The following is a 23,853-nucleotide window of genomic DNA, read 5'->3' on the forward strand; positions in this document are numbered from 1 at the left end:
TGCGCGTTCCCCTGCGGTACACCCCATCGGCAACCCCTCGGAGAGAAGTCACATGCGCGTCGAGATCTGGAGCGACATCGCCTGCCCCTGGTGCTACATCGGCAAGGCCCGCTTCGAGAAGGGGCTCGCGGCCTTCGCCCACCGCGACGACGTCGAGGTCGTGCACCGCTCCTTCGAGCTCGACCCCCACCGCGCCAAGGGCGACACCGGACCCGTCCTGGAGATGCTGGCGAAGAAGTACGGCCGCACCCTCGACGAGGCCCGCGCCATGGAGGCGCACGTCGCGTCGAACGCGCATTCCGAGGGCCTCGACTACCTCACCGACGGCCGCGACCACGGCAACACCTTCGACATCCACCGGCTGCTGCACCTCGCCAAGGAACGCGGCCGCCAGAACGAGCTCCTGGACCTGGCCTACCGGGCCAACTTCGCCGAGGAGCGCTCCGTCTTCGACGCCGAGACCCTGGTGACCCTGGGCGTGGAGGCCGGTCTCGACGAGACCGAGGTCCGGGCCGTCCTCGCCGACGAGACCGCCTATGCCGACGCCGTACGGGCCGACGAGCGCGAGGCCGCCGAACTCGGCGCCAACGGCGTGCCGTTCTTCGTCCTCGACCGCCGCTACGGCGTCTCCGGCGGCCAGCCCGCCGAGGTCTTCACCCAGGCCCTGGAGCAGGCCTGGCAGGGCCGCGTCCTCCAGCCGGTCGGCTCCGACGCGGAGGTCTGCGGTCCGGACGGCGCCTGCGAGGTCCCGCAGGCCTGAGCGCACCACCTCTGAACTGCGGAGACAAGAGCGGCTTGGAGTCTCCCCACGAGCGAATCGCCATTGACGGGTGATCGTGGGGGGACCCAGGGTGGGGACATGGATTCCCTTGACCAGCCGCTCGGCGGCGCCGAGTTCGCGCCCAGGAACACCTATCTGAACACCTCCGCCTGCGGTCTGCTGCCCCGCCGGACCGTCGAGGCCGTCACCCTCCTCGCCGAGGAGACCGCCGCCGGCCGCGCGGGCGGCGCCGGCAGCTTCGACGTCGTGGACGAGGCCCGCGCCGCCTTCGGCCGGATCGCCGGCGTCTCCCACGAGCGCGTCGCCGTCGGCAGCTCGGTCGCCGTCCACTGCGGGATGATCGCCCAGTCGCTGCCGTCCGGGGCCGAAGTCCTCTTCCCCGAGGGCGACTTCTCCTCCGTCATCACCCCGTTCACGATCCGCGGCGACCTCAAGACCCGCTTCGTGCCCCTTGAGCGGCTCGCCGAGTCCGTCCGGCCCGGGACCGCGCTCGTCGCCTTCTCCGCCGTGCAGTCGGCGGACGGCCGCACGGCCGACTTCGCGGCGATACGGGAGGCCGCGGCCGCCCACGGCGCCCGCACCCTCCTGGACGCCACCCAGTCGGCGGGCTGGCTGCCGCTGCGCGCGGGGGACTGGGACTACACGGTCGCCGGCGGCTACAAGTACCTGCTCTGCCCGCGCGGCGCCTCCTTCCTCACCGTCACCGAGGAGGCGCAGGACTCGCTGCTCGCGATCCACGCGGGCTGGGTCACGGGCGAGGAGCTGTGGGTCAACAGCTACGGCCCGGTCCGTGAACTGGCCCGCACCGCCCGCCGTTTCGACGAGCCGGCCGCGTTCCTCTCGTACCACGGGGCCGCCCGCTCGCTCGCGCTCCTGGAGGAGATCGGCATCGAGCGGATCGAGGCCCACGACAAGGGGCTCGCGGCCCGCTTCCGCTCCGGCCTCCTCGACCTCGGACACGCGCCGGTCATGGACGACTCGACGGTCGTCGCCGTACCCGGCCTCGGCGACCGCGCGGACGCCCTGCACGAGGCGGGCGTCCTCCTCTCGGCCCGCGCGGGCAACCTGCGGGCGTCGTTCCACCTGTACAACACGTCGGCGGACGTGGACCGGGCCCTGGAGGTCCTGGCGGGCTGAGCCCTCAGGGCACGACGCCCGGCGTCAGCAGACCCCGCCCGCCCCCGGCCCGCACGGGCCCTCCTCGTCCGCCTCCGCCTTCAGGTTCTCGCCCACGAGGCCGAGCAGGCGGGCGAGCTCCGTGCGTTCGGCCGGGGCGAGTCCGGCGAGGGTGCTCTCCTCCAGGTCCGCCCAGGCGCCCTCGACCCCGGCGCGCAGGGCGAGCCCGCGCTCCGTCGCCTCGACCAGGACCGCGCGCCGGTCGGCCGGGTCCGGGCTGCGGCGGACGTATCCGCACTGCTCCATGCGCTGGAGCATCTTCGTCACCGTGGACGGGTCGAGGCCCAGCGACTGGATGAGCTCCGACTGGCGGACCGCCCCGCAGTCCCACAGGCGCATCATCATCAGTTCCTGGCCCGGGTAGAGCCCGAGGTCCCGCAGTCGCCGGCCCATGCCGATCCGGTGGAGCCGTGCCACCCACGCGAGGGTGTGGCTGACGGTCCCGGCGCACGCGGCGGAGGGCTGCGGCCCGGCGGACGGGGCGGTACAGACGGGGTCGTTTCCTGACATGCGGGCTCCTCGGGACGGCTCTTCCCCAAGATTACCTTGGTCGGCCAATGAATGGGTTACAGTGGCAGCGGCCCAATTAGTTGGCCGACCACATATTTCTGTGAGGGACAGTCGTGACCACTGCATTCGACCCCATCGACCTCGCCGGAACGCGCCTCGCCAACCGCATCGCGATGGCCCCCATGACCCGCAGCCGCGCCAACGGCGAGGACGGCACCCCCACCGCGATCGTCGCCGAGTACTACGCCCAGCGCGCCTCCGCCGGACTGATCGTCACCGAGGGCATCCAGCCGGTCGCCGAGGGCCAGGGCTACCCCAACACCCCCGGACTCCACACCCGCGAGCAGATCGCCGCCTGGCGCGAGGTCACCACCGCCGTCCACGAGCGCGGCGGCCGGATCTTCGCCCAGCTCATGCACTCCGGCCGGATCGGCCACCCCGACCTCCTCGACGGCGACCTCCACCCCGTCGGCCCCTCGCCCGTGGCCGCCGCCGGCCAGGTCTACACCCACGAAGGCCCCAAGGACTTCGTCACCCCGCGCGAGCTCACCGGCGACCAGGTGCGCGAGGCCGTCGCCGGCTTCGCCTCCGCCGCCCGCAACGCCGTCGAGGCCGGCTTCGACGGCGTCGAGATCCACGGCGCCAACGGCTACCTGATCCAGCAGTTCCTCGCCTCCGGCTCCAACCACCGCACCGACGAGTGGGGCGGCCCCGTCGAGAACCGCATCCGCTTCGCCGTCGAGGTCGTCAAGGCCGTCGCCGCCGAGATCGGCCCCGAGCGCACCGGCCTGCGCATCTCCCCGGCCAACACGCTCAACGACATCAGCGAGACCGACACGGACGAGATCTACACCCGGCTCCTCGACGCGATCGAGCCCGTCGGCATCGCCTACCTCCACGTCCTGGAGACCGGCCCCGAGCGCCGCCCGCTCGTCCTCGACCTGCGCAAGCGCTTCGCCGGCACGTTCATCCTCAACCCGGCCACCGGCACCGACCCGACGGGCGCCGAGTCGCTGGCCCTGATCGAGGACGGCACCACCGACCTGGTCGCGTACGGCAGGCTCTTCATCGCCAACCCCGACCTGCCCGCCCGCCTGAAGACCGACGGCCCCTACGCCACCCCGAACCCCGCCACCATGTACGCCGGCGGCCCCGAGGGCTACATCGACTACCCCGCGCTGTAAGCCGCGGGTACGCGGAAAGCCGCGGGTACGCGGAAGGGGCGAGGGGACCGAACCCCCCGCCCCTTCCGCGTACCACCGGCTACCAGGCCTCCGTGACCGCCCGGCGCGCGCCCTCCAGGTCCACCGCGCGGCCCGTCTCGCCGAGCGCCGCGCCCAGGGCGGCCAGCGAGGACTGCACGGCCCCCGGGGTCGCGTCCACCCCGTAGTGGTTGACCCGGATCATCTCCTTGGCCAGCGCCCCGCCACCCGCGATCAGAGGCAGCGACGGATCGGCCGCGAGGGCCTTCGCCACCAGCTCCGAGGCGTCGACACCCGCGGGCGCCCGCAGCGTCGTCGCCACCGGCGCCGCGTCCTTCGCCTCGTACACGAACGGCTCCAGACCGCCGCCCAGGGCCAGCGCGCCCGCACGGGTCGCGGCCGCCGCCGAGGCGTGCCGGGCCATCAGCGCGTCCAGGCCCTCGGCCTCGATCCGCTCCACACAGGCCTCCAGGGCCAGCATCTCCAGCTGCGCCGGCGCGTGCAGCAGAGCCTTGCGGCCGCCGTCGATCCAGCGCTCCTTCCAGTCCAGGAGGGAGAGGTACGAGCGGCGCGGCGCGGCCGGGTTGGCGGCGAACCGCTCCCAGGCCCGCGCGCTCACCGACACCGCCGACACGCCCGCGGGGCCGCCCATCGCCTTCTGCGCGCCGATGATGCACATGTCCACGCCCCAGGCGTCCGGCAGCACCGGCTCCGCGCCGATCGACGCCACCGCGTCCAGGTAGAACAGCGCGCCGTGCGCCCGCACGACCTCGCCGATCTCCGCCACCGGGTTGGTGTTGCCGGTCGCCGCCTCCGCGTGCACCAGCGAGACGAAGTCGATCTCCGGATGCTCGGCGAGCGCCCGCTCCACCTGCTCCGCCGTCACCGCCGTGTGGAACGGGACCTCCAGGTCGACCACGGTCGCCCCGCAGTCCCGCAGCCAGTTCCCGAAGGTCTGACCGTACGGACCGGTGACGACGTTCAGCGCGGTCGAACCGGCCCGCGCGCCGCTGCGGATGCACCCCTCCAGGGGCAGCAGCGCCTCGCCCTGGGTGATCACCACGTCCTGCTCCGTGGAGAGCAGGGCGGCCACCCGGCGCTCGATGGACGCGAAGTGCGCGGCGGTCAGCGGGGCCAGGTCCAGCAGCGGATGTGTCACGGTCACGGTTTCCTTCTTCGGTGTCGCATGCGTGTCGCATACATCGGTTCGGGCTCGTGCCAGCGTAAGTGCTCGCCCGGAGGGATCCCCCGTCACGGTGCTGTTCGGAACGTGTCACAGGGCTCGTACCACCGCTTCCCCCGGAGCCCCGGCGGTGGGATGTTTCGGGCCGGAGCGACCCCGACCGGGGCCGCCGGGAGGAGACGGGGTGGACACCATGGCTCGGAGCACCGGGAGAAGCGGCAGAACCGGCGCGGGCGAGGGCGGCAGGGCGCGGCTCCGCCGGGCGGCCGTGGCCGCCGCGGCGCTCGCCGTCGCCGCGCCCCTGACCCTCGCCGCCTCCGCGGACGCGGGAGCGGCGGGGTCGGCGGAGACGGCGTGGGCGGCCGGGATGCGCTCGATCGTCTTCGCCCGCTACGACACGGCGGCGCCCATCGAGGACCTGTACACGATCTCCCCGCTCGGCGGCACGCCCGTCAAGCTCACCCACACCCCCACCGTCAGCGACGTGATGCCCAGCTGGTCCCCGGACCGCAAGCGGGTGGCGTTCCTCCGCTACGGCTCCGACGGCGCGATCGACGGCATCTGGACCATGGCGATCACGGGCGGCGACCTGAAGCCCGTGCCCGGCACCCAGGGCGCCTCCGACCCGGCCTGGTCCCCGGACGGCACGCGGATCGCCTACTCCAAGCCCGTCGGCGGCGAGCGCGAGATCTACGTGACCGACCTCGACGGCAGCCCGAACACCCGGCTCACCACCACCGCCGAGGACGAGCACCACCCGACGTGGTCCCCGGACGGCACCTCCCTCGCGTACAGCCGCGCGGACGCGTCCGGACACAGCCGGCTGATGCGGATCACGCTGTCCACCCTGGCCCAGACGCCGGTCACCCTGGCCGGCTCCCAGGACTGGACGCCCGACTGGTCGCGGAGCGACTGGATCGTCTTCAGCCGCGTGGACTCCACCGGCTTCGCCCACCTCTACGCCGTCCGGCCCGACGGCGGCGGGACGCACCGCATCACCTCGGCCCGCGCCCACGACAAGAACCCCTCCTGGTCGCCCGACGGCAGGCGCCTCGTCTTCACCCGGGGCGGCACCGACGACGCGGACCCCGAGCACCTCTTCCTCGTACGCGCCGACGGCACCGGCCTCACCCAGCTCACCACGGCCGACTCGCACGACCTGGAGGCCGACTGGCGCCCCTAGAGCCCGTCCGGCGGCGGCTCGTAGAGTGCGGGTATGAGCGATCACGAGGTGCTGCACGTGAAGGGGCGGGTGCTCGTCGGCCCGGAGGACGTACGCGACGAACTGTGGTGCGTCGACGGGCGGATCACCTTCGACCGGCCCGCCGCCGAGGCCGTCACCGTCGAGGGCTGGGTGCTCCCCGGACTCGTCGACGCCCACTGCCACGTCGGCCTCGACCGGCACGGCCCCGTCGACGAGGCCACCAGCGAGAAGCAGGCCCTCACCGACCGGGACGCCGGCACCCTGCTCATCCGGGACGCGGGCTCGCCCTCCGACACCCGCTGGATCGACGAGCGCGAGGACCTTCCGAAGATCGTCCGGGCCGGGCGGCACATCGCCCGCACCCGTCGCTACATCCGCAACTACGCGCACGAGATCGAGCCCGCCGACCTCGTCGCGTACGTCGGCCGCGAGGCCCGCCGCGGCGACGGCTGGGTCAAGCTCGTCGGCGACTGGATCGACCGCGAGGTCGGCGACCTCACCGCCTGCTGGCCGCGCGCCGAGGTCGAGGCGGCCATCGCGGAGGCGCACCGGCTCGGCGCCCGCGTCACCGCGCACTGCTTCGCCGAGGACTCGCTCCGGGACCTCGTCGAGGCCGGCATCGACTGCATCGAGCACGCGACCGGGCTCACCGAGGAGACGATCCCGCTCTTCGCCGAGCGCGGCGTCGCGATCGTCCCGACCCTCGTCAACATCGCGACCTTCCCGCACCTCGCCGACGGCGGGCAGGAGAAGTTCCCCCGCTGGTCGGCCCACATGCGCCGGCTCCACGAGCGGCGGTACGACACCGTCCGGGCCGCCTTCGACGCGGGCGTGCCCGTCTTCGTCGGCACCGACGCGGGCGGCTCCCTCGCCCACGGCCTGGTCGCGGAGGAGGTCGAGGAGCTCACCAAGGCCGGCATCCCGCCGGTCGACGCGCTCGCCGCCACCGCCTGGGGAGCCAGGGCCTGGCTGGGCCGCCCGTCCCTGGAGGAGGGCGCCCCGGCCGACCTCGTCGTCTACGGCGAGGACCCGCGCGCGGACGTCCGCGTCCTGGCGGCGCCGCGGCGGGTCGTCGTCAACGGGCGGGTCGTGGGCTGAGCGCCGGCCGACAGGCGGCGGAGGCGGCTCTCGCACGACCGGCGCCCGGCCCGGTGCGGGCCGGAGCCGGCCGGTCGCCGGCATCGGGCGGAGCGCCGGCCGGTCGTCGCATCGGGCCGAGTCCCGGCCGCCGTCAGCGGTACGGGGTCCTGCCACCGGCCGTCAGCCGCACCGGGCCGAGCCGGGCCGTCAGCGGCTCAGGAACGCCAGCCGGGCCCGCTTCTCCGGGATGAAGACCTCCGGGAGCACGACCTCCGGGAGCACGACCTCCGGGCCCAGCTCGAAACCGGCCCGCGTCATGCGGGCGAGCGCCTTCTCGTTGGCGGCGTCCGGCTCGATCACGATCCGGGTGTGGTCCGTCAGCGAGAAGTCGACGAGCGCGGTGAGCAGCCGGCCCGTGAAGCCGGGCTCGGGGGCGAGCCCCGGCGCGACGAACAGGTGCACGCCGATGTCGCCCGGAAGCGCCTCGTAGCACTCGCTCACCCGGTCCGCCGCCGGGTCGTACGTCTGGAAGAGCGCGACCGGCTCCCCGTCCCGGCTGACCAGGTAACCGTGGTGCGTGGTCAGCGAGTCGAGGTGCGCGTAGACCTCCCGGACCTGCTCGACGGTGGTGCCGACCATGCCCCAGAAGCGGGCCCTCTCCTCGTTCACCCAGCCGTGCAGGAGGTGCGCGTCGGCGTCGGGGTCGACGGGGCGGACCGTGACGGTTCCGAAGCCCTCGACGGTCTGGACGTGTACGGGGACGGTCATGCCCTGCTCCTTCTCGAGCTTCTGCCAGTCGGTGGTGACGGGGGCGAGCTCGCCCCGCAGCCACAGGGGGAGTTGGTCGCGGTGGTGCGGGTCGCCGGGAACTCCGGACGCGCCGAACGGCACGATCCAGCGGCTCCGCTCCCGGTCGCCGAGGTCCCAGACGTACCGCGCGGCGGAGGCGCGGGCGCTGCGGTCGGTCCACCCGGGGACGCTGGACGTGGAGAGCACGCAGTCGTGGTCGCCGCCGAGCCCCGGCCACTGGCCGTCGTCGGGATCGGGCAGCGCCTGCCAGGGCGCGAGCCGGTGCGTCACGCCCCAGGCGGCGGGCGGCTCACCGGCGCCGACCTCGTCGAGCGCCTCGCGCACGATCCGGTCGACGTCCCCGGCGGGCACGGGCCCGGCCACGAGCAGCGTCTCCAGGGCGAAGGCGACACGCGGCCCGAGCGCGAGCCAGGGCTGGAAGAGCTCGGGGTACGGGGCGGGTTCGCGCAACGCCGCGAAGGCCTCGTGCCGGGCGAGCCGCCGCACGACGGCCCCGCGCACGGCCGCGTAGAGCCCGGCCCCGACGCTCTCGGCGTCCATCCGCCGATCCCAGTCGAGCAAGCGCGCCCGGACGGCGGAACCGGCCGGGGAGAGCGGGGCGGGCGGCTCGCCGACGGCGTCCACGGCACCGACGGTGTCCACGGCGTCCGCTCCGGCGACGGCGGCCCCGGTCGTCGTCGACACGCCCTCGCCGGCCGCCAGGCCCCCGCCCACGCGCCGTACCGCCGTCAGGAGCGCCGTCGCCGAGGGGTTCGCGGTGTCCCGGTGGATCGTGGTCGTCGTCTCCGGGGTCCAGGCCGTCGACGCGGCGAGCAGTTCGTCGATGCGGGCCGCGCGGTGCGGTGGGGCGAACTCGACGCCCAGGGGCGCGGCCAGGCCCCGGGCGTTGGCCATCACGGCGTGGCCGTGGACCTCGGCGCGGGGGAGCGGCGCCGGTGCGTCGGCCCAGGCGTGTGCCGGGTCCCAGGCGGGCACGACGCGCAGGGAGTTGGCCCGGTCCCGTACGGGCACGTGTCCGGCGACCCGGTGCAGGAGACCGCCCCGGGTGTCCGCGGCCTGGACGACGTTCACCGGCTCGACCCAGCCGTCGAGCGCCGCGTCCACGTCGGCGACGGTCCGGGCGCGAAGGAGTGCGGGCAGCGCCCCGAAGCCGAGCTCCCCGGTGACCCGCGGCGGGTGCCGCAGGGCGATCCCCTCCCACTCGGCGGAGCCGTCCTCGGGCGGCCCGCCGATGATCACCGGCCCCCGGGCCGTCTCGATCACCTCGGTCACCACCGGCTCCGCGCCCGCGACCTCGACGGTCTCCCGGTGTGCGGCCGCCGGGGCCCAGCCGTCCGGGCCGAGGGCCTCCACGGCGCCGTCGGGGCGCCGGCGCAGCCGTTCCCGGTAGAGGTCCTGGTAGTCCGCCATCGCGTTGGTGATCGCCCAGGCCACCGGCCCGGTGTGGCCGAAGTGGGCGAGCCCGGGGACGCCGGGCACGGCGAGGCCCACCACGTCGTACGCGGGGCAGGCGAGCCGGATCTGCTGGTAGACGCCCGGCGCCTCGATGAACCGGTGCGGGTCGCCGGCCACCAGGGCCGCCTCGCTCGCGGTCCGCTCGCCCGCGACGACCCAGCCGTTGGAGCCGGCGGTGCCGGGTCCGTCGGTCGCGAAGAGCTCCGTCCACTCCTCGCCGAGCCGCCGGGCGACCTCGTCCCGCCACAGCTTGGTGGGGAAGCCGGCGAAGAGGATGTGGGTGGAGAGCCAGACGGCGAGCGGGGTCCACGGCTCCCACCGGCCGGGCGCGAGGCCGGTGGACGTGAACTCGGGTGCGCGGCCGGCCCCTTCGGCGAGTCCGTCGTTGACCCCGTCCACGTACGCGCGTACCCACGAGGCCGTGGTCGCGTCGGTCTCCGCGAGCCGGTCGAAGCAGCGGCGGGCGGTGTCGGCGAGCCGTGACCGCCGGACGAAGGCGTCCCAGCCGAGCTCGGCGGCGCCGAGGAAGGCGGCGGTGGTGCCCTGGGCCCGGTGCCGCTCGACCTCCAGCTGCCAGGCGCGGTCGCGGGCGGTGACCCGGCCCTGGGCGAAGGCGAGTTCCTCCGGGTCCGCGGCGCGCAGATGGGGGACGCCCCAGGCGTCCCGGTAGACCTCGATGCTCACGGAGACGGAGACCTTTCTTAGGTTAGGCTGGCCTAAATTAGCCTACAGGGGTCCGGAGCCCGCCCTTCTCGCCAGGTTGACGATCCGTGACCCGGGAGCGGCGCGGCTCGTTCTCATCGCTCCCGCGCGCCCCGCGCGCCCGCCGCCGTACGAAACACGCGGGACGGCCGAGAACGGTTGTGCCGAAAAAAATCGAAAAAGAACACGGAAACCCCCCTTTGGAGTGAACTCACGCCAGGCGACTGTCAGTTCACTCTCCGTGCGTAAAGATTCCGGTGTCTCAAGTCGCCGAGGCCGCGCCGACCCACCGTCCCCGTGGTGAGCGGCCGGCGACGCCATGTCTCCTGTGGGGGTTCCACCATCTTGAACAGCAACACCTTCCGCCTGCCCGTACGCCGTTCCGCCGCCGCCGCGACCGTCGCCGCCCTGGCCGTCGGACCCGTGCTCCTCGCGGCCCCCGCGGCGCACGCCACGGACGGCGAAGGGCGCTCCACCGCCGTCGTGCTGCGGGCCGGACTCGACGTCTCGCTCCTCGGCAAGACCGTGAACGTGCCGGTGCGGGCCTCCCTCAACGAGGTCGAGGCGCCGGAGAGCGAGAACGAGACCGCGCTCTCCGTGAAGGTGCAGGGAGCCGAGGGCGGGGAGCCGATCGACCTCCTCAAGGCCGACGTCGCCACCGCCGACGCCACCGTGAACGAGAAGAAGGCCGAGGGGCACGTCAACCTGGTCAAGGCCCGGGTCCACGTCCCCGGCATTCCGCTGCTCTCCCTCATCGAGGTCGAGAAGGTCACCTCCAAGGCCCTGTGCGAGGTGGGCAGGAAGCCGGTCGCCGAGTCCAACGTCCTCGGCCACGTGACCGTGTTCGGCAAGAAGACCACCCTGTCCGCGGGCGGCCGGACCCAGGTCGGCGTGCCGGGCGTCGGCAAAGTCACCCTGGACCTCTCCCGTACCTCCACGACCTCCCGCACCGCCGCCGCCACGGCCCTCGAACTCAAGGTGGAGGTCGACCCGCTGAAGCTCGGCGTCGCCGAGGTCAACGGCACGGTGACCCTCGCCGAGGCCACCTGCGAGACGCCCAAGGGCGCGGCCCCGACCGAGAAGCCCACCGGGCAGCCGACCGAGCAGCCCACCCACCGGCCGAGCGAGCAGCCCTCGCAGCAGCCCTCGGCCCGGCCGAGCGACGCCGGCGGCATCAAGACCGACAACGGCGGCACCACGCCCACCGAGAACCTCGCCGAGACCGGCGGCAGCTCCACCACCCCGTACATCGCGGCCGGAGCGCTCGCCCTCCTCGTCGCCGGCGGCGGCGCCCTCGTGGTGACCCGCTCGCGCGCCCGCAACCGCGGCTGACGGCCCGAGGGGGAAGCGCCGGGGGGCGCCGGGAGGGAGCGAGGGTCCGGGGAGGGCGGTGGTGACGACACCGCCCTCCCCGGACCCTTCCACGTGGGTGCGCGGCTCAGCGCCGCACGGTCAGCCGCAGATCAGCAGCGCCTGGTCGAGCGCCTGCAGGAAACGGTTCGTCGTCGCCCGGTCCCGGACCGCGATCCGCAGCCAGTTCCGGTCGAGCCCCGGGAACGTGTCGCCCCGGCGGGCCGCGAACCCGAGCGACCGCAGCCGCTCCCGCACCACGTCGGCGCCGTCGATCCGCAGCAGCACGAAGGGGCCCTCCGCCCCCGCCACCGTCCGGACCTCGTCGAACTCCGCGAGCCCGGCGAGCAGGTGCGTCCGCTCCACCCCGATCCGGTGCGCCGCGTGCTCCGCCTCCGCGAGCGCCGCCCGCGACATGCACGCCTCCGCCGCCACCAGGGCCGGCGTCGACACCGGCCACAACGGCTGCGTCCGTTCGAGGGCCGCGATCGTCTCCGGCTCGGCCAGGACGTACCCGATCCGCAGCCCGGCGAGCCCCCACGTCTTGGTGAGGCTGCGCAGCACCACGAGCCCCGGCACGTCCGTCCGCCCGGCCAGCGACTCCCGCTCGCCCGGCACCGCGTCCATGAACGCCTCGTCCACCACCAGGATCCGCCCCGGACGGGCGAGCGCCGCGATCGAGGCGGCCGGATGCAGCACGGACGTCGGGTTCGTCGGGTTCCCGATCACCACCAGGTCCGCGTCCTCCGGAACGGCCGCCGGATCCAGCCGGAAGCCGTCCTCCTCGCGCAGCAGCACCCGGCCCACCTCGTGCCCGGCGTCCCGCAGCGCCGCCTCCGGCTCGGTGAACTGCGGATGCACCACCACCGGCCGCCGCACCGGCAGGGCCCGCGCGAGCAGCACGAAGGCCTCCGCCGCGCCGGCCGTCAGGAGCACCCGGTTCGACGTCAGGTCGTGCCGCTCGGCGACCGCGGCCCGCGCGGCCCGCCCGTCGGGGTAGGCGGCGAGACCGGTCAGCGAGTCGGCGATCCGCTTCCGCAGCCAGTCCGGCGGGGTGTTCGTCCGGACGTTGACCGCCAGGTCGATGAGCTTCTCGTCCCGGACCTCGGCGTCACCGTGGTGGCGCAGGTCGTGGGCGTCGGTGTGCGTGTGCGTGTCCATGGCCGCCGTCGTGTGGGGGGTGGGGATGGTGGGGGGTGAGCCAGGCTCGCCAGCGATGTACCCGTGAGTCAAGGGCAACAACCGTGCGACGGACGTCACTTGGTTCGAACGAAACGGGGCAAAAGCGGCGATCGCGCAGGTCGCGCGCCGCGATGTCCGCTTCGGAACGAGCAGAACGGCGCATTCCGGGCCCCCGGGCGATGCCGCCGGCCCCGCCCGCCCGTCGCCTCCCGCCGTCGCCGCCAGCAGCGCCGCAGCCTCCGCCACCGAGGCCGTACCCGTCGCCGCGAGCGGCCGCGCGGACGGATGCGGTACGGGTACGGCCGCCAGCTCCGCGGCCGGGAACCCGCGCACCGGCACCCCGAGCGCCGCCGCGACCGCCACGATCCCCGGCTCCGTCGCCCGCGCGTCGAGCGTGCCGAGCGACCGCACGTCCGCGCCCGTCAGCCCCGCCTCCCGCAGGACCGCGCCGACGAGCGCGAGGACCTCGCCCGCCGCCGTCCCCGGCCGCACCCCCACGCCGAGGTGCGCACCCGGCACCCCATCGGATAGCAAAGGCCCATGGCTGTAGTCGTCGCGCTCGGCGCGTTCCTCATGACGCTCTTCGGCGGCTGGGTCGCCGGGCGCGTCACCGACCGCCGCCACCTCGTCCTCGGCCTCGCCGGCGGACTCATGCTCGGCGTCGTCGGACTCGACCTCCTGCCGGAGGCCCTGGACGCGGCGGGGAAGAAGGTCTTCGGCGTCCCGGAGGCCCTGCTGCTCTTCGTCGGCGGCTTCCTCCTCGCCCACGTCGTCGAACGGCTCCTCGCGGTCCGCCAGGCTGCTCACGGCGCCGGCGCCGATCGGGGGGCAGCGCAGAGCGCTTCGATGGAGGGTGGTGGTCGGGAGACGGGCGGGCGGGTCCCTCAGGTCGGCCTCACGGCCGCCGCCGCGATGGTCCTCCACAGCCTCATGGACGGCATCGCGCTCGGCGCGGCCTTCCAGGTCAGCGGCGGCATGGGCGCCACCGTCGCCCTCGCCGTCATCGCCCACGACTTCGCCGACGGATTCAACACGTACACGATCACGAGCCTCTACGGGAACGCCCGCCGCAGAGCCCTCACCATGCTCGTCGCGGCCGCCGTCGCCCCGGTCGCCGGCGCCGGACTCGCCACCCTGTTCACCCTTCCGGAGGAACTGCTCGGGTGCTATCTCGGCTTCTTCGGCGGTGCCCTGCTCTACCTCGCCGCCGCCGAGATCCTGCCGGAGGCCCACCACGAACACCCCGCCCGCTCCACCCTGCTGTGCACGGTGGCGGGCGTGGCCTTCATCTGGCTCGTGGTGGGCGTCTCCGGCGGCTGACCTCACGCGCAGTGCCCCACGAACCGCGCGGCGGCCTCGGGGGACCCCGCCCAGTGGGTGTGCACGTAGCTGGCGTGCACCCCGCCCTGCACGAAGCCCTCCACCCGCCGCTCCGGCTGCCGCAGCCCCCAGGCCGCGAGCGGCCCCGCGCCCGGCTCGATCACCGTGCGGTGGAACTCGTGCCCGCGCATCCGGGCCCCGGCCGGCGCGAGGACGCTGTCGTTCACGGCGACGGCGTCCCGGTAGCCGAGCGTGAGCCGCTCCGACATCCGCGCGTCGGCGTCGAGCACCCCGCACATGGGCGTGCCGTCGAGCGACCGCGCCAGGTAAAGGAGCCCGGCGCACTCGGCGGCGACGGGCGCGCCGGAGGCGGCGAGCTCGGCGACGGCCTTGCGGAGGGGTTCGTTGGCGGACAGCTCGGCGCCGTACATCTCGGGGAACCCGCCGCCTATGACGAGCCCGCTCGTGCCCTCGGGGAGGGCCTCGTCCCGCAGTGGATCGAAGGTGACGACTTCGGCGCCGGCCGCTTGCAGCAACTCCGTGTGCTCGGCGTACGAGAAGGTGAACGCGGCTCCACCGGCGACGGCGACGACCGGCCGTGGTGGGCGATCGTTCCGCGGGGGCAAGGGGGTCCCCCCTGTTCGAGCGAAGCCGAGAGCTTGGGGGAGGGTGGGCACCACGGAACCACCGGCGTGCAGCCGCTCCCCGACCCCCGGCTCCCACGGCTCGGCGTCCAGCGCGGGCGCCGACCGCGCGAGCGCCAGCAGCGCCTCCATGTCGCACCCGGCAAGGACCTGCTCCGCCTGCGCGGCCACCGCCTCCACCGCCTGGGCCTGCCGCTCGGCGACCGGTACGAGACCGAGGTGCCGCGAAGGCGTGGCGACGGCGGGGGCCCGCCGCAGCACGCCGAGCACCGGCACCCCCGACTCCCCGAGCGCCTCCCGCAGCAGATGCTCGTGCCGGTCCGTCGCGACCTTGTTCAGGATCACGCCCCCGATCCGCACCTCCGGGTCCCAGGACGCGAACCCGTGGACGAGCGCCGCCACCGACCGCGACTGCGAGGACGCGTCGACGACGAGGACCACCGGCGCCTTGAGCAGCTTCGCGACCTGTGCGGTGGACGCCAGCTCGCCCTGGTCGGCGGCACCGTCGTACAGGCCCATGACCCCCTCGACCACGGCCAGGTCGCAGCCGCGCGCCCCGTGCAGGAAGAGCGGCGCGATCAGCCCCGTACCGCACATGTACGCGTCGAGGTTGCGGCCCGGCCGGCCGGTCGCGAGCGCGTGGTAGCCCGGGTCGATGTAGTCGGGGCCGACCTTGTGCGGGGAGACGGCCAGACCACGGCCGGCGAACGCGGCCATCAGGCCGGTCGCGACCGTGGTCTTGCCCGCGCCGGACGACGGCGCGGCGATGACGAGACGTGCTACCACTCGATGCCCCGCTGGCCCTTCTGACCGGCGTCCATCGGGTGCTTGACCTTGGACATGTCGGTGACGAGATCGGCGAAGTCGCAGAGCTCCTGCGGCGCGTTGCGGCCGGTGATGACGACGTGCTGCTGCCCGGGACGGTCGCGCAGCACCTCGACGACCTCCTTGACGTCGATCCAGCCCCAGTGCAGCAGGTAGGCGAACTCGTCGAGGACGTAGAACCTGTACTTCTCCTCGGCGAGGTCCCGCTTGACCTGCTCCCAGCCCTCGCGGGCCTTGTCCTCGTGGGACTGCTCGCCCTCGGCGACCTCGCGCTGGATCCAGGACCAGCCCTCGCCCATCTTGTTCCAGGTGACCGTGCCGCCCTTGCCGGTCTCGCCGAGCGCCTTGAGGGCGTTCTCCTCGCCGACCCTCCACTTGGCGGACTTGACGAACTGGAACACCCCGATCGGCCAGCCCTGGTTCCAGGCGCGCAGCGCCATGCCGAACGCGGCGGTCGACTTCCCCTTGCCGACGCCGGTGTGCACCATCACCAGCGCCCGGTTGCGGCGCTGACGGGTGGTGAGACCGTCGTCGGGCACGACGGTCGGCTGTCCCTGCGGCATTAAGCGGCCCTCCATGCTGTCTGCGTTGTCTTTCCTGCTGCCTGTACGTCCCTGACGAGGCCGGCGATCGAGTCGGCGCGCAGCTCGTCCAGGGTCACGGCGGTGCCGCCGAGTTCGCGCGCCAGGGTCCCCGCGAGCCCGAGCCGCACCGGCCCGGTCTCGCAGTCCACGACCACGCTCGCGGTGCCGTCGGCGGCGTGCAGCCGCGCGGCCCGGGCGGCGAGCGCCACCGGATCGCCGGCGGCCCGCCCGCCGGTCGCCCGCCCGTCGGTCACGACGACGAGCAGCGGGCGGCGCGAGGGGTCACGCAGTCGTTCGACCCGCAGCACGTCATGGGCCTTGAGCAGCCCGGCGGACAGCGGCGTACGACCGCCGGTCGGAAGCGTCTCCAGGCGGGCGGCGGCCGCGTCCACGGACGAGGTCGGCGGCAGCGCGACCTCGGCGTCCCGCCCCCGGAAGGTGACGAGACCGACCTTGTCGCGCCGCTGGTAGGCGTCGAGCAGCAGCGACAGCACGGCGCCCTTCACGGCGCTCATCCGCTGCCGCGCCGCCATGGAGCCGGAGGCGTCCACGGCGAACAGCACCAGGTTCCCCTCGCGGCCCTCGCGGGTCGCCTGCCGCAGGTCGTCCCGGCGGACCACGAGGCCGGGCCCGGACCGGCCGCGCGCCCGCTGGTGCGGGGCGGCGGCCCGGACCGTCGCGGCCAGGTGCAGCTTGGTCAGCGCGCCCCGGGGCCGGGTCGATCCGGTGGTACGGCCGTGCTCGGTGCGGGCCCGGGAACGGCGCCCGGCCGCGCCCTCGCCGAGACCGGGCACGCTCAGCACCTTCGTACGGAACGGCTCGCCGGCCTTGACGGCGGCACGCTCACCGGCGCCGGAGCCCTGCGGGGCCCCCTGCGGGGCGGGCGCGCCCTCCGGGGCGTCGGCGGCCTCGGGCGCGGGGCCGTCGGGCCCCTCGCCCTGCGGCGGAACGCCCCCGCCACCGCCGGGCCCACCGTCCCCCGGCCCGTCCGGCTCGGGATCGTCGTCCGGCTCGTCGCCCTTGAACTGCTCCAGGGTCTCGTCGAGCTTGTCCTCGTCGAGGCCGGGCGCGTCGAACGGCGAGCGCCGGCGCCGGTGGGGGAGGGCCAGGAGCGCGGCCTGCCGCACGTCCTCGGAGGTGACCTCGGTCCGTCCGGCCCAGGCGGCGAGCGCGGTCGCGGTCCGGGCCATCACGATGTCGGCGCGCATGCCGTCCACCTCGAACGCGGCGCAGGTCGCGGCGATCTGGAGCAGCACCGCGTCGCCGAGGGCCACCTGGGGCAGCAACTCCCGGGCGGCGACGATCCGTTCGCGCAGGGCGCGCTCCTCGCCGGCCCAGCGGGCGGCGAACGCGGCCGGGTCGTCCTCGAAGGCGAGCCGCCGCCGGACGACCTCGACCCGCTGCTCCGGGTCCCGCGAGGCGGCCACCTCGACGGTGAGCCCGAACCGGTCGAGCAACTGCGGCCGCAGTTCGCCCTCCTCGGGGTTCATGGTCCCGACGAGCAGGAAGCGCGCGGCGTGCCGCACGGAGACGCCCTCGCGCTCGACGTGGGAGGCGCCCATGGCGGCGGCGTCGAGCAGGTGGTCGATCAGGTGGTCGCTGAGGAGATTGACCTCGTCGACGTAGAGGATCCCCCGGTGCGCGGCGGCGAGCAGCCCCGGCTCGAAGGCCTTCACGCCCTCGGCGAGCGCCTTCTCGATGTCGAGCGCGCCGACGAGCCGGTCCTCGGAGGCGCCGACGGGCAGCTCGACCATCCGCGCGGGACGGGCGGTCCCGGGCGCGTCGCCGTGGGGCCCGTCGGGGCAGCCCGGGTCGGGGGAGGCCGGGTCACAGCTGAACCGGCACCCCGCGACCACCGGGACCTCCGGCAGCAACTCGGCGAGCGCACGCACGGCGGTGGACTTGGCGGTCCCCTTCTCGCCCCGCACGAGCACTCCGCCCACAGCCGGGCTGACGGCGTTCAGCAGCAGCGCGAGCCGCAGATCGTCCATGCCGACGACGGCGGTGAACGGATAGCGGGTGCTCATCGGACGGTCACTCCTTCGGGAAGTACGGAACTCAGGGCGGGGCGGGTGCTCACGGTGCCCCCGGCGGCACGAACGGCAGCCCCTCCGGGGCGCCGTCCTCGATCAGCCGGAGCAGCGCGTCCGTGTCCGCGTGTTCCTCGATCAGGTCGCCGAGCCGGTCGAGCTGCTCCTCGCGCAGCGCGCCGAACGAGGTGTCGGGGGCGGGCACGAAGCGGCGCCCGGCCGCCGTCGCGACCTCCCGCAGGAACGCCCGGCGGAAGCCGTCGCTCTCCAGGGAGCCGTGCCAGTGGGTGCCCCACACGGAGCCGACCCGGCAGCCGTCGAGGAACGGCTCCCCGCCGTCCACGGAAGCCACGCCGTGGTGGATCTCGTACCCCTCGACCCGTTCGCCGAGCGCCTCGCCGACCGGCCGGGCGAGGGTCTTCTCGACCCCGAACCGGATCCGTACGGGCAGCAGCCCGAGCCCGTCGACGACGCCGGCCTTCGACTCGACCTCGTCCTCGATGCGCTCGCCCAGGACCTGGAAGCCGCCGCAGATGCCGAGCACCGGCCGGCCCTCGGCGGCGCGCCGGACGAGGGCGTCCGCGAGTCCCCGCTCGCGCAGCCAGGCGAGGGCCCTGACCGTCCCGCGCGTGCCCGGCACGACCACCAGGTCCGCGTCGGCCAGCTCCTCCGGCCGGTCCACGAACCGCACGATCACGCCCGGCTCCGCCGCCAGCGCGTCCACGTCGGTGAAGTTCGACATCAGCGGGACCGCGCAGACCGCGACCCGCAGCACGTCCGCGCCGACCGGCGGCGCGACGACCGACTCGCGGACGGCACCCCGCAGGGAGACCCGCAGGCCGTCCTCCTCGTCGATGCCGAGCCCGTGCGCGTACGGCAGGACGCCGAAGGTCCGGCGGCCGGTGAGCCCGTGCAGCATGTCGAGGCCCGGTTCGAGGAGGGACACGTCGCCGCGGAACTTGTTGACCAGGTAGCCCGCCACGAGCGACTGGTCCTCGGGAGAGAGCAGCGCCGTCGTCCCGAAGAACTGGGCGAAGACCCCGCCCCGGTCGATGTCCCCGACGACGACCACGGGCAGCTTCGCGGCCCGCGCGATGCCCATGTTCACGATGTCCGTGCGCCGCAGGTTGATCTCGGCCGGACTGCCCGCCCCCTCGCAGATCACGGCGTCATACGTGCCCCGCAGCTCCTCCAGGCACGCCAGGACCGGCTCGAAGAGTTCCTTCTGCCGGCCCCCGTGGTAGCCGCGGGCGCTCAGCTCGCCGACCGGCTTGCCCATGAGGACGACCTGGCTGGAGCGGTCGCTGCCGGGCTTGAGCAGCACCGGGTTCATGAGCGCGGTCGGCTCGACGCGCGCCGCCTGTGCCTGCATGGCCTGCGCGCGGCCGATCTCGGCGCCCTCCCGGGTGACGAAGGAGTTCAGGGACATGTTCTGTCCCTTGAACGGCGCGACCTTGACGCCCTGCCGGACCAGCCACCGGCAGATGCCGGCCGTGACGACGCTCTTGCCCGCGTCGGACGTGGTCCCGGCGACGAGCAGCCCCCCACCCCTCATGCGTTCCTCCGCTTCAGCGCGCTCGCGATCATGCGGCCGCCCACGCAGACGGCCAGGGTCAGTCCGGTGACCCGGCGGGACAGCCGGACCGCGCGGTCGATGTCGGCGACCTCGACGGGCCGCCCCTCCCCGTTGAGGACGGGCCGGTGTTCGACCCGCCCGGCGTACGAGAGGGTCCCGCCGAGCCGTACGCCGAGGGCGCCCGCGAAGGAGGCCTCGACCGGTCCCGCGTTGGGGCTCGGGTGCTTTCCTGCGTCCGCCCGCCAGGCCCGTACGGCTCCGCGCGGGTTCCCGCCGGCGACGGTCGCGAGCAGGGCGGTCAGCCGGGCCCCGGGCCAGCCGGCCACGTCGTCGAGGCGGGCCGAGGCCCAGCCGTAGCGCCGGTGGCGGGGGGACTTGTGGCCGACCATCGCGTCGAGGGTGTTCACCGCGCGGAAGCCGACCAGGCCCGGCACACCCGCGACCGCGCCCCAGAAGAGGGCGCCCACGACCGCGTCGGAGGTGTTCTCGGCGACGGACTCGACGACCGCGCGGGCCATCGCGGGACCGTCGAGGGACTGCGGGTCGCGTCCGCACAGGTGCGGCAGCCGTTCCCGGGCCACCTCCAGGTCGCCCGCGGCGAGGGCCCCGCCGATCGCGTGGGCCTCGCGTCCCAGGGTCGTACCGCCGACGACGGCCCACACGGCGGCGGCGGTCAGGGCGACGGATCCGGCGCGGCTGCCCCGTACCGTACGGGCGGCGAGGGCGCCGGCCGCGACGGTGGCACCGGCGCAGACGGCGGTGTGCAGGGCGCCCCAGCCGCGGTGGTCGCGCCACAGGGCCCGTTCGACGCGGCTGGCGGCCCGGCCGAAGGCGGCGACGGGGTGTCCGCGGCGGGGGTCGCCGACGAGTCGGTCGACGGCGAGGCCGAGGGCCGCGCCGTACGCGAACACACCGGTGGCTCGGGAAGGTCCTGGCCTGCGGCCGGGCATGGCGCACTGTCCTCACTCAGGGTCCGCGCCCTGGGTCGACGAAACCGGCGGCGAGAGTTCCTGACTTCCGGACCCTTGGGATCCGGTCACAGTGGCGGGACCGCGCCGGATTCGCACCGGACTTCCTCTCCTGCCGCCGTATGGCCCCGGCAGTCCACCACGGCCCGAGAACACCCGTCAACTCACCCTTGACCTGCACCGCGTCACTGTGCGAAGCACCACAAACACGACGGCCGGGCGGCCCGCACACGAGGTGCGGGCCGCCCGGCCGGGGGTGCCGGGGAGACCGTCAGGCGACGATCAGGTAGATGCCGTACGCCACGGCCCCGAGGCACAGGGCGAAGCAGGCGTAGGCGCCGGTGCGGGCCAGGGCGGCGGAGCCTCCCTGGGCGGCGGCCTGCTCCTGCTTGGAGAGGCCGATGACGCCGAGGGTGAAGAGGCCCACGAGGGCGACGGTCGCCACGAGGCTGACTCCGAAGACGGAGCCGAGGGCTGCCCAGTCGATCTTCATGCTTGGTTCCAGTTCCTTAGACCGCGGCCGTGGCCGGGGGAGCGGCCGGGTCCGTGGGGGCCGGCGCGGGGATGGTGGTCTTCAGGTCCTCGTCCGCGACGGCGGCGACGGTACCGGCCGGCGGCGGGGTGACGGCCGCGATCGCGGTGGTCACGACGCCGTCGGGCTCGGCGTCGGCCTCGACCTCGTTGACGTTGGTGTGGTCGACCGGCTGGCGGCGGGAGACCAGCCAGATGGCGACGCAGGAGGCGGCGAGGAAGGCCGCGACGACGTAGACGCCCCACTGGCCCTGGCGGGCGACGTACTCGGCGCCCGCGCCGACCAGGCCGGCGGCCGGCAGGGTCAGGCCCCACGCGACGAACATGCGGGTGGCGGTCGACCAGCGGACGACACCGCCCTTGCGGCCGAGACCCGCACCCATGACGGCGCCGGAGACGGAGTGCGTGGTGGAGAGGGAGAAGCCCAGGTGGGAGGAGGCCAGGATGACCGTCGCGGCGCTGGTCTGGGCGGCGAAGCCCTGCTGCGGCTGGAGGTCGGTGAGGCCCTTGCCCATGGTGCGGATGATGCGCCAGCCGCCGAGGGCCGTGCCGAGCGCGATCGCCGTACCGGCGGAGACGATGACCCAGACCGGCGGGTTGGAGCCGGGGGCGAGGGTGCCGCCGGCGACCAGGGCGAGGGTGATGATGCCCATCGTCTTCTGGGCGTCGTTGGTGCCGTGGGCGAGGGAGACGAGACCGGCGGAGGCGATCTGGCCGACGCGGTAGCCCTTGGCCGTGTCCTTCTCGGAGGTCTTGGCGCCGATCTTGTAGGTCAGCTTCGTGCCCAGCGTCGCGGCGATGCCGGCGACGATGGGCGCGGCGACGGCCGGGATGAGGACCTTGCTGACGACGACCTCGCCGTTGACGCCGCTGACGCCGATCGAGGCGACGGTCGCGCCGATGAGGCCGCCCATCAGGGCGTGGGAGGAGCTGGAGGGCAGTCCGACCAGCCAGGTCACCAGATTCCAGAGGATCGCGCCGACGAGCGCGGCGAGGATCACTTCGGGCTGGATGCCGTCCTCGTTGACCAGTCCTTTGGAGATCGTCTTGGCGACCTCCACGGACAGGAACGCGCCGACGAGGTTCAGTACGGCGGACATGACCACCGCCGTCTTCGGCTTGAGGGCACCGGTCGAGATGGTCGTGGCCATCGCGTTCGCGGTGTCGTGGAAACCGTTCGTGAAATCGAACACGAGAGCTGTCACGACCACAATGGCGAGCAGCAGCGTGATGTGTTCCATTTACCCAGGCAATCGTTCGACGTCAGTGTTTCGTTGAACGTAGGCAACCTGAGTGAACGGAAGATGAACTGGGCCGGGCGACGTGGTGTCCCTAACCGGTGTCAAGAGGTTCCGCTTCCCGCTCCGGGGCTCCCGGTGTCCACGATGCGGTCGCCCCGGAACCACGGGCCTCCCAGTCCTCCCGGGGCACATACGACCTGTCCCGCTTCCTCCCCCGGCATCCCGTTCCGCTCCCTGGACATGACCATCCGACCGGAGGACCCCGCGGAGGAGACCCATGTCACTCCCCGGGGCGACCCTTCCGCTTCCCCCCGGCCGGGTCCGTCCGGTGGCAGCCCCGCCCCGCCCTGCCGACACTGGGAGCGTGCGCCCGGCTACAGCGACGGCAGCGGCCGTCACCACACTGATCGGTGTCGGCGCGGCCGCGATCGCGGCCGGCCGGTACGCCAGCGACGTCGCCCTCAAGGCGCCGTCCGGACGACCACTGCCCGGAGACCCAGGACTCACCGTGCACGCCACGGGACCCGAACGGATCACCCTCACCCGCAGCCTCGCCTCCCTGCGCCCCGGCACGTACGGGATGGAGGCCCCCGGCCTGCACGCCGTCCTCGGCCCCGTCCTCGACCGCGTCCCGCACACCGCCGACACCGTCGTCCGCCGCCTCGAACGCGTCGAGCTCGGTGTCGTCGCGCCCGGCGCCCGCGTCCGGCTCACCCCCCAGCTCCACCGGGGCAACCCGATCAGCGCCCTCGGGATCGCCCACGAGGACGTCGAGATCCCCGGCGAACTCGGCCCCCTGCCCGGCTGGCTCGTGGCCGCCCCCCGCACCACCTGGGTGATCGCCCTGCACGGCCTCGGCACCACCCGCGAGCACCCGCTGAACCTCGTCCCCTTCTACAACCGCCGCAAGACCCCCGTCCTCGTCCTCGCCTACCGGGGCGACGAAGGGGCGCCGCCCTCCCCGGACGGCCTCGCCCACCTCGGCGACTCCGAGTGGCGGGACGTCGACGCCGCCATCCGCTACGCCGTCCGCCGCGGCGCCCGACAGGTCGTCCTGCACGGCTGGGGGACCGGCGCCTCCATGGCCCTGCGCGCCGCCGTCGAATCCGGCGTCCGCGACAGGATCGGCGGCCTCGTCCTCGACTCCCCGGTCCTCGACTGGGAGGCCACCCTCCGCAACCTCGCGGCGGCCCGCCACGTCCCCGGACCCCTGCTCCCGCTCGCCGTCCGCGCCGCCCAGGGCAGGACCGGCCCGCACGGCGACCTCCTGCGGACCGCCTCGGAGCCGGGCGCCCTGCGCGTCCCCGTCCTCCTCTTCCACGGCCCCGACGACACCATCGCCCCCTGGGAACCCTCCGTCGAACTCGCCTCCCGCCTCCCCGGCACGGTCAGCCTGCGGACCGTGCGCCAGGCCCCGCACGCCGCCATGTGGAACGCCGACCCGGTCCCCTACGAGGAGTCCCTCCGGCGCTTCCTCACCCCGCTGGTCTGACGGCACT

19 protein-coding genes and 1 riboswitch are annotated in these 23,853 nt (G+C 74.4%); of the genes, 8 read left to right on the plus strand and 11 right to left on the minus strand.

The window, feature by feature from the left end; translation table 11 throughout:
- Positions 1 to 52: 52 nt before the first annotated feature.
- Complete coding sequence (locus GGE06_RS05655; RefSeq protein WP_116161657.1) at positions 53 to 760, plus strand: DsbA family oxidoreductase; 708 nt, start codon at positions 53 to 55, stop codon at positions 758 to 760.
- 99 nt (positions 761 to 859) lie between these two features.
- Positions 860 to 1,918, plus strand: a complete 1,059-nt coding sequence (locus GGE06_RS05660; RefSeq protein WP_184930131.1) for an aminotransferase class V-fold PLP-dependent enzyme — start codon at positions 860 to 862, stop codon at positions 1,916 to 1,918.
- Positions 1,919 to 1,942: 24 nt separating this feature from the next.
- Here the strand turns inward: GGE06_RS05660 and GGE06_RS05665 are convergent, their stop codons facing one another.
- Entirely contained in the window at positions 1,943 to 2,467 is a 525-nt protein-coding gene (locus tag GGE06_RS05665; protein ID WP_184930132.1) for a MarR family winged helix-turn-helix transcriptional regulator, read from the minus strand.
- Between the two features lie 113 nt (positions 2,468 to 2,580).
- On the opposite strand from GGE06_RS05665, the gene GGE06_RS05670 reads away from it, so the two are divergent.
- A complete protein-coding gene (locus GGE06_RS05670; RefSeq protein ID WP_184930133.1) occupies positions 2,581 to 3,651 on the plus strand; it encodes an alkene reductase in 1,071 nt (356 codons plus the stop codon).
- A 79-nt stretch (positions 3,652 to 3,730) separates the two neighbouring features.
- Here GGE06_RS05670 and GGE06_RS05675 read toward each other — a convergent pair whose 3' ends face one another.
- Positions 3,731 to 4,828, minus strand: coding sequence for a pyridoxal-phosphate-dependent aminotransferase family protein (locus GGE06_RS05675; RefSeq protein WP_116165611.1), 1,098 nt, complete (start codon positions 4,826 to 4,828; stop codon positions 3,731 to 3,733).
- A 217-nt stretch (positions 4,829 to 5,045) separates the two neighbouring features.
- Here GGE06_RS05675 and GGE06_RS05680 point away from each other — a divergent pair, with 217 nt between their 5' ends.
- Together GGE06_RS05680 and GGE06_RS05685 are read left to right on the plus strand one after the other, a co-directional pair.
- A complete protein-coding gene (locus GGE06_RS05680; RefSeq protein ID WP_147321108.1) occupies positions 5,046 to 6,035 on the plus strand; it encodes a beta-propeller domain-containing protein in 990 nt (329 codons plus the stop codon).
- 33 nt (positions 6,036 to 6,068) lie between these two features.
- The gene (locus tag GGE06_RS05685; protein ID WP_116161662.1) at positions 6,069 to 7,154 is read left to right on the plus strand and encodes an amidohydrolase family protein; all 1,086 of its coding nucleotides are present in this window, start codon (positions 6,069 to 6,071) and stop codon (positions 7,152 to 7,154) included.
- 189 nt (positions 7,155 to 7,343) lie between these two features.
- Here GGE06_RS05685 and GGE06_RS05690 read toward each other — a convergent pair whose 3' ends face one another.
- Positions 7,344 to 10,085 carry a GNAT family N-acetyltransferase gene (locus GGE06_RS05690; protein ID WP_184930134.1) on the minus strand — a complete coding sequence of 914 codons (2,742 nt, stop codon included), beginning with the start codon at positions 10,083 to 10,085 and terminating at the stop codon, positions 7,344 to 7,346.
- A 363-nt stretch (positions 10,086 to 10,448) separates the two neighbouring features.
- Here GGE06_RS05690 and GGE06_RS05695 point away from each other — a divergent pair, with 363 nt between their 5' ends.
- Positions 10,449 to 11,435 (plus strand): SCO1860 family LAETG-anchored protein, encoded by a 987-nt coding sequence (locus tag GGE06_RS05695; RefSeq protein WP_184930135.1) that lies wholly within the window; start codon positions 10,449 to 10,451, stop codon positions 11,433 to 11,435.
- A 120-nt stretch (positions 11,436 to 11,555) separates the two neighbouring features.
- Here GGE06_RS05695 and cobC read toward each other — a convergent pair whose 3' ends face one another.
- Complete coding sequence (gene cobC, locus GGE06_RS05700; RefSeq protein ID WP_376773506.1) at positions 11,556 to 13,133, minus strand: Rv2231c family histidinol phosphate aminotransferase CobC; 1,578 nt, start codon at positions 13,131 to 13,133, stop codon at positions 11,556 to 11,558.
- Positions 13,134 to 13,175: 42 nt separating this feature from the next.
- Between cobC and GGE06_RS05705 the strand changes: the two genes are divergently transcribed.
- Positions 13,176 to 13,955, plus strand: coding sequence for a ZIP family metal transporter (locus tag GGE06_RS05705; RefSeq protein WP_116161666.1), 780 nt, complete (start codon positions 13,176 to 13,178; stop codon positions 13,953 to 13,955).
- Positions 13,956 to 13,957: 2 nt separating this feature from the next.
- Here the strand turns inward: GGE06_RS05705 and GGE06_RS05710 are convergent, their stop codons facing one another.
- From GGE06_RS05710 to GGE06_RS05740, 7 genes are all read right to left on the minus strand, one after another.
- A complete protein-coding gene (locus tag GGE06_RS05710) occupies positions 13,958 to 15,385 on the minus strand; it encodes a cobyrinic acid a,c-diamide synthase CobB (RefSeq protein ID WP_184930136.1) in 1,428 nt (475 codons plus the stop codon).
- On the minus strand, positions 15,379 to 15,987 hold the full coding sequence (gene cobO / locus GGE06_RS05715; RefSeq protein ID WP_116161668.1) for a cob(I)yrinic acid a,c-diamide adenosyltransferase: 609 nt from the start codon (positions 15,985 to 15,987) through the stop codon (positions 15,379 to 15,381). The genes GGE06_RS05710 and cobO overlap by 7 nt, the downstream gene beginning before the upstream one ends.
- Entirely contained in the window at positions 15,987 to 18,035 is a 2,049-nt protein-coding gene (locus GGE06_RS05720) for a putative cobaltochelatase (RefSeq protein WP_184930137.1), read from the minus strand. The genes cobO and GGE06_RS05720 overlap by 1 nt, the downstream gene beginning before the upstream one ends.
- A gap of 49 nt (positions 18,036 to 18,084) precedes the next feature.
- On the minus strand, positions 18,085 to 19,593 hold the full coding sequence (locus GGE06_RS05725; RefSeq protein ID WP_184930138.1) for a cobyric acid synthase: 1,509 nt from the start codon (positions 19,591 to 19,593) through the stop codon (positions 18,085 to 18,087).
- Positions 19,590 to 20,564 carry a cobalamin biosynthesis protein gene (locus GGE06_RS05730; protein ID WP_184930139.1) on the minus strand — a complete coding sequence of 325 codons (975 nt, stop codon included), beginning with the start codon at positions 20,562 to 20,564 and terminating at the stop codon, positions 19,590 to 19,592. Before GGE06_RS05730 ends, GGE06_RS05725 begins: the two co-directional genes overlap by 4 nt.
- Before the next feature lie 35 nt (positions 20,565 to 20,599).
- Positions 20,600 to 20,738: riboswitch (cobalamin riboswitch) on the minus strand.
- A gap of 115 nt (positions 20,739 to 20,853) precedes the next feature.
- Positions 20,854 to 21,075 carry a hypothetical protein gene (locus GGE06_RS05735; RefSeq protein ID WP_116161672.1) on the minus strand — a complete coding sequence of 74 codons (222 nt, stop codon included), beginning with the start codon at positions 21,073 to 21,075 and terminating at the stop codon, positions 20,854 to 20,856.
- Positions 21,076 to 21,091: 16 nt separating this feature from the next.
- Positions 21,092 to 22,354: an inorganic phosphate transporter gene (locus tag GGE06_RS05740; protein WP_116161673.1), complete on the minus strand. Its 1,263-nt coding sequence runs from the start codon at positions 22,352 to 22,354 to the stop codon at positions 21,092 to 21,094.
- Positions 22,355 to 22,718: 364 nt separating this feature from the next.
- Between GGE06_RS05740 and GGE06_RS05745 the strand changes: the two genes are divergently transcribed.
- Positions 22,719 to 23,846, plus strand: coding sequence for an alpha/beta hydrolase (locus tag GGE06_RS05745; RefSeq protein ID WP_116161674.1), 1,128 nt, complete (start codon positions 22,719 to 22,721; stop codon positions 23,844 to 23,846).
- Positions 23,847 to 23,853: the final 7 nt, after the last annotated feature.

This window comes from Streptomyces nymphaeiformis, from assembly GCF_014203895.1.
GTDB classification, from domain to species: Bacteria; Actinomycetota; Actinomycetes; order Streptomycetales; family Streptomycetaceae; genus Streptomyces; species Streptomyces nymphaeiformis.